The organism is Bartonella sp. AP258QHHD, assembly GCF_042196145.1.
In the GTDB taxonomy this organism is placed as follows: Bacteria; Pseudomonadota; Alphaproteobacteria; order Rhizobiales; family Rhizobiaceae; genus Bartonella.
The window spans coordinates 1,900-2,157 of record NZ_JBHIPR010000037.1; the positions used below are offsets into that span (position 1 = coordinate 1,900).

The following is a 258-nucleotide window of genomic DNA, read 5'->3' on the forward strand; positions in this document are numbered from 1 at the left end:
GTAATCAAGATAGGTGGTGAAAAAGAGGGTAGTGCAATCACAATTGCAAACATGAATGGTGATACACGTAGTCTCTCTGGCGTGAAAGCTGGAACACTTTCTGAAGGCTCGACGGAAGCCGTGAATGGTTCACAGCTTTATTCCTTGCATCAGACGCTAGCGATGTATTTAGGAGGAGGAGCTAGCTATGAAGGTGGCGAATGGAGGGCTCCGGAATTCAAGGTTTCACAATTCAATTCTGATGGTAGTTCGTCAGAA

At 45.7% G+C, this 258-nt stretch carries 1 pseudogene; it reads left to right on the forward strand.

Annotation, left to right across the window (positions count from 1 at the left end):
• Positions 1-258 (forward strand): annotated as a pseudogene (locus tag ACFIMM_RS03890) (adhesin); the annotation flags it as partial.